This window comes from Saccharomonospora saliphila YIM 90502 (assembly GCF_000383795.1).
In the GTDB taxonomy this organism is placed as follows: domain Bacteria; phylum Actinomycetota; class Actinomycetes; order Mycobacteriales; family Pseudonocardiaceae; genus Saccharomonospora; species Saccharomonospora saliphila.
Map to the genome: position 1 here is coordinate 111,870 of NZ_KB912712.1, position 4,551 is coordinate 116,420.

At 73.3% G+C, this 4,551-nt stretch carries 1 protein-coding gene and 1 pseudogene; one reads left to right on the plus strand and one right to left on the minus strand.

What is annotated here, in order from left to right; genetic code table 11:
• Positions 1-158: 158 nt before the first annotated feature.
• The gene (gene cobN, locus SACSA_RS0118135) at positions 159-3,782 is read right to left on the minus strand and encodes a cobaltochelatase subunit CobN (RefSeq protein WP_019819151.1); all 3,624 of its coding nucleotides are present in this window, start codon (positions 3,780-3,782) and stop codon (positions 159-161) included.
• Between the two features lie 125 nt (positions 3,783-3,907).
• Here cobN and SACSA_RS23635 point away from each other — a divergent pair.
• Positions 3,908-4,551: pseudogene (locus SACSA_RS23635) on the plus strand (precorrin-3B synthase); the annotation flags it as partial.

Sequence of the window (4,551 nt, forward strand, 5' to 3'; positions counted from 1 at the left end):
CGAGCAGCATCGCCGCACCCCCACGCGGCGGTCGATCACCGCGGGCGCCGACACGGGCCAGGCCGTGAACGTGCCGAAGGCCATCCGCACCGCCTCCGCCAGCGTCGCGTGGCCCGGCGACCCGGTGCCGCCCGGACGCGGCGCGGTCGGGCCCGTGCTCACGAGTCTTCCAGATCGCCCTCGATGCGCAGGTAGACCTCGCGCAGCGCGTCGAGCAGCTCCGGGTCCGGCTCCGACCACAGGCCGCGGTCGGCGGCCTCGTTCAGCCGCTCGATGATGCCGCGCAGGGCCCACGGGTTGGACTCGGCGAGGAAGTCCTGGTTCCGCTTGTCGAGCACGTAGTCCCGCGAGAGCCGCTCGTACATCCAGTCGTCGACCACGCCCGCCGTGGCGTCGAAGCCGAACAGGTAGTCCACCGTGGCGGCCATCTCGAACGCGCCCTTGTAGCCGTGGTGGCGCATCGCCGCCAGCCAGCGCGGGTTGACCACGCGCGCCCGGAACACCCGTGCGGTCTCTTCGGTCAGCGAGCGCGTGCGCACCGCGTCGGGCGTGGTGCTGTCACCGACGTACGAGGTGGGTGCCGAGCCGGTGAGCGCCCGGACCGTGGCGATCATGCCGCCGTGGAACTGGAAGTAGTCGTCCGAGTCGGCGATGTCGTGCTCGCGGGTGTCGGTGTTCTTCGCGGCCACCACGATGCGCCGGTACGAGCGTTCCATGTCGTCCCGGGCGGGCGCGCCGTCCAGGTCGCGGCCGTAGGCGTAGCCGCCCCAGGCGGCGTAGACCTCGGCGAGGTCGGTGTCGTCGCGCCAGTTGCCCGCGTCGATCAGCTGCAACAGGCCCGCGCCGTAGGTGCCGGGTTTCGAGCCGAAGATCCGGGTGGTGGCGCGCCGCTCGTCGCCGTGCGCGGCGAGGTCGGCGCGGGCGTGGGCGCGGACGAAGTTGTCCGACTCCGGCTCGTCGAGACCGGCCACCAGGCGCACGGCGTCGTCGAGCAGGTCCACCACGTGCCCGAAGGCGTCGCGGAAGAACCCGCTGATGCGCACGGTGACGTCGATGCGGGGCCTGCCCAGTTCCGCCAGCGGGATCGCCTCGATGCCGGTGACCCGGCGGGACGCTTCGTCCCACACCGGCTGCACGCCGAGCAGTGCCAGGATCTCGGCGGCGTCGTCGCCCGCGGTCCGCATGGCCGAGGTGCCCCACGCCGACAGGCCCACCGAGCGGGGCCAGTCCCCGTTCTCGGCGCGGTAGCGGTCGAGCAGCGAGTCGGCCAGTGCCTTACCGGTCTCCCAGGCGAGCCTGCTGGGCACGGCCTTCGGGTCGACGGTGTAGAAGTTGCGCCCCGTGGGCAGCACGTTGATCAGTCCACGCAGGGGTGACCCGCTCGGACCGGCGGGGATGTAGCCGCCGTCGAGGGCGTGCAGCACCGCGTCGAGCTCCCCCGAGGTGCCGGCCAGGCGCGGGACGACCTCGGAGGCGGCGAAGCGCAACACCTCGGCGACGGCGGCGGGCCGACCCTCGGCCACCTCGTCGACGGCCTCGGTGGCCCAGCCGCGCTCCTCCATGGCCTCGACCAGCGAGCGAGCGGTGGACTCGACAGCGTCCACCTCGGCGGCGGACGCGTTGTCGGGAAGGCCGAGGGCGCTGCGCAGGCCGGGCAGGGCGGCGACCGTGCCACCCCAGACCTGCTGGGCGCGCAGCATCGCCAGCACCAGGTTCACTCGCGCCTCGCCGGTGGGCGCGGCGCCGAGCACGTGCAGGCCGTCGCGGATCTGGGCGTCCTTGACCTCACACAGCCAGCCGTCCACGTGCAGCAGGAAGTCGTCGAACTCGGCGTCGTGCGGGCGTTCGGTGATGCCGAGGTCGTGGTCGAGCTTGGCCGCCTGGATCAGCGTCCAGATCTGCTGCCGGATGGCGGGTAGCTTCGGTGGGTCCATCGCGGCGATGTTGGCGTGCTCGTCGAGCAACTGCTCCAGCCGTGCCATGTCGCCGTAGGTCTCGGCGCGGGCCATCGGCGGCACCAGGTGGTCGACGATGGTGGCGTGCGCCCGGCGTTTGGCCTGTGCGCCCTCGCCCGGGTCGTTGACCAGGAACGGGTAGATCATCGGCAGGTTGCCCAGCACCGCGTCCGGCGCGCAGGCGGGCGAGAGCCCCGCGCTCTTGCCGGGCAGCCACTCCAGGGAGCCGTGCTTGCCCAGGTGCACCACGGCGTGCGCGCCGAACTCCTCTTCGAGCCAGCGGTAGGTGGCCAGGTAGTGGTGGGTCGGCGGCAGGTCGGGGTCGTGGTAGATCGCCACCGGGTTCTCCCCGAACCCGCGCGGAGGCTGGATCATCAGCACCACGTTGCCCGCGCGCAGCGAGGCGAGCACGATGTCGCCGTCGTCGACGTAGAGGTCGCCGGGCGGCGGGCCCCAGTGCTCGATCATGGCCTCGCGCAGGGCGGCGGGCAGCGCGTCGAACCACTCCCGGTAGCGCTCGGCGGAAACGCGGATCGGATTCCCGGCGAGCTGGTCCTCGGTGAGCCACTCGGGGTCCTGACCACCGGCGGCGATCAGCGCGTGAATCAGCGCGTCACCGTCGGGCTGGTCGGTGCCGGTGGGGTCGACACCCGGGAACGGGGCCGTGCCGTCCTCGCCGAAGTCGTAGCCCGCCGCGCGCATCCGGCGCAGCAGCTCCACGGCGGAGGCCGGGGTGTCGAGGCCGACGGCGTTGCCGACGCGCGAGTGCTTGGTGGGGTAGGCCGACAGCATCAGCGCGACCCGGCGCCGCTCGGGCGGGGTGTGCCGTAGGCGGGCGTGGGCCAGGGCGATTCCGGCGACCCGTGCGGCGCGCTCGGCGTCGGGCACGTAACGCGGCAGGCCGTCGGCGTCGGTCTCCTTGAACGAGAACGGCACGGTGATCAACCGGCCGTCGAACTCGGGCACGGCCATCTGGTTGCCCGCGTCCATCGGGGAGAGGCCGTCGTCGTTGGCCTCCCAGGCGGCGCGGTCGCTGGTCAGGCACATCGCCTGCAACGTCGGCACGTCCAGCGCGGCTAGCTCGGCGACATCCCACGACTCGTCGTCGCCGCCCGCGCTCGCACCCGCCGGGCGGGTGCCGCCCGCCGCGAGCACGGTGACCAGGAGCACATCGGCCTTGCGCAGCTCGTCCAGCATCTCCGGCTCGCGGGAGCGCAGGGACGCGCAGAAGATCGGCATCGGCCTGCCGCCCGCGGCGCGCACCTGCTCGGCGAGCGTTTCGACGAACGCCGTGTTCCCGGCGAGGTGGTGCGCCCGGTAGTACAGGATCGCCACCACCGGGCCGTCGGTGGGTGTGCCGCCGGGGGCGCCGTCGGTGGTCGTCCGGGGCGACTCGCCGTCCGGGAGGGGGAGGAAGCCCCAGGAGGGTTGCGGGGCAGGGGGTGCGAAGGCCTCGCCGGTGAGCAGGAGGGTGTCCGAGAGGAAGCGGTGCAGCTCCGTGAGGTTCGCCGGGCCGCCGTGGGCCAGGTACTGATGCGCCTCGGTGGCGATTCCGGCGGGCACGGTGGACAGGGCCATCAGCTCCGCGTCGGGGGTCTGCTCACCGCCGAGGACGACGACGTGGGCGCCGCTCTCGCGCACCATGCGCAGGCCCTGCTCCCAGGTGCGTTCGGTGCCGAGAATGCGCACCACCACGACGGGTGCGTCGCGGAGCAGCGCGGGCAACTCGGCGAGGTCGAGCCTCGCCGGATTCGCCAGGCGGTAGTCCGCGCCGCTGGCGCGCGCGCTCAACAGGTCCGTGTCCGATGTGGACAGAAGAACAATCACGTCGTCTCAGCCCTCCCTGGTTCGTCTCACTCTCGTGCCTGCGGCGCGCCGACGTCAAGGTGATCTGATCGACCGGACCTACGAGCGGAGCCGGTCGCACACAACCACGCTCTACAGTAGGGGCCGTGTGTGCTCTGAACCGCTCGCGCGCCGACGCCTGTCCGGGTGTCGTGGCCACCCACGACGCCGCCGACGGCGCGCTGGCGCGTGTCCGCGTGCCCGGCGGGCTTCTCACGCGCGACCAGGCGCGTGCGCTGGCGACATGCGCGGAGGAACTCGCCGACGGTGAGATCCACCTCACCTCCCGGGGCAACGTCCAGCTACGCGGTGTCCGGGACGCCGCCGCGCTCGCCCGGCTGCTCGGTGGGGCGGGGCTGCTGCCCAGCGCCACGCACGAACGCGTCCGGAACATCCTGGCCTCACCGCTGTCCGGTGCGCGCGGTGGCCTCGCCGACGTGCGCCCGCTGGTGTCCCGGCTGGACACGGCGGTGTGCGGCCGCGCGGAACTGGCCGGGCTGCCGGGCCGGTTCCTGTTCGCCCTCGACGACGGACGGGGTGACGTGGCGGGCGAGGACCCCGACGTGTGCTGGCAGGCTGTGACCGCCGGATCGTCCGATGTGGTCGGGGCGCTGCTGCTCGGCGGGACCGACTCGGGCCTGCGCGTGCCGGTGGAGCACGCGGTCGAGGCGATGGTCGAGACCGCGGCCGCGTTCACCGCCCTGCGCGGAAACGCCTGGCGCGTGCGCGAGCTCGCCACCGCGGAACGGGC